We start from the raw sequence: 936 nt of genomic DNA on the forward strand, positions 1-936 counted from the left end.
CAGCCTACCACCTTAAACCTGGACAACCAACGCCAGGCTGGCCTAACCTTCTCCGTCCCTCCATCGCAATAACTGGAAGTACAGGAATATTAACCTGTTTTCCATCGACTACGCTTTTCAGCCTCGCCTTAGGGACCGACTAACCCTGCGTCGATTAACGTTGCGCAGGAAACCTTGGTCTTTCGGCGTGCGAGTTTTTCACTCGCATTGTCGTTACTCATGTCAGCATTCGCACTTCTGATACCTCCAGCAAGCTTCTCAACTCACCTTCACAGGCTTACAGAACGCTCCTCTACCGCATCACCAAAAGGTGATACCCGTAGCTTCGGTGCATGGTTTGAGCCCCGTTACATCTTCCGCGCAGGCCGACTCGACTAGTGAGCTATTACGCTTTCTTTAAAGGGTGGCTGCTTCTAAGCCAACCTCCTAGCTGTCTAAGCCTTCCCACATCGTTTCCCACTTAACCATGACTTTGGGACCTTAGCTGACGGTCTGGGTTGTTTCCCTTTTCACGACGGACGTTAGCACCCGCCGTGTGTCTCCCATGCTCGGCACTTGTAGGTATTCGGAGTTTGCATCGGTTTGGTAAGTCGGGATGACCCCCTAGCCGAAACAGTGCTCTACCCCCTACAGTGATACATGAGGCGCTACCTAAATAGCTTTCGAGGAGAACCAGCTATCTCCGAGCTTGATTAGCCTTTCACTCCGATCCACAGGTCATCCGCTAACTTTTCAACGGTAGTCGGTTCGGTCCTCCAGTCAGTGTTACCTAACCTTCAACCTGCCCATGGATAGATCGCCCGGTTTCGGGTCTATACCCAGCGACTAAACGCCCTATTAAGACTCGCTTTCGCTACGCCTCCCCTATTCGGTTAAGCTCGCCACTGAATATAAGTCGCTGACCCATTATACAAAAGGTACGCAGTCACCTAACAA

At 51.5% G+C, this 936-nt stretch carries 1 rRNA gene; it reads right to left on the reverse strand.

Annotation, left to right across the window (positions count from 1 at the left end):
- A 23S ribosomal RNA gene (locus SB765_RS27930) occupies positions 1-936 on the reverse strand; the annotation flags it as partial.

It is taken from the genome of Pseudomonas sp. SIMBA_067 (genome assembly GCF_046534675.1).
In the GTDB taxonomy this organism is placed as follows: domain Bacteria; phylum Pseudomonadota; class Gammaproteobacteria; order Pseudomonadales; family Pseudomonadaceae; genus Aquipseudomonas; species Aquipseudomonas putida.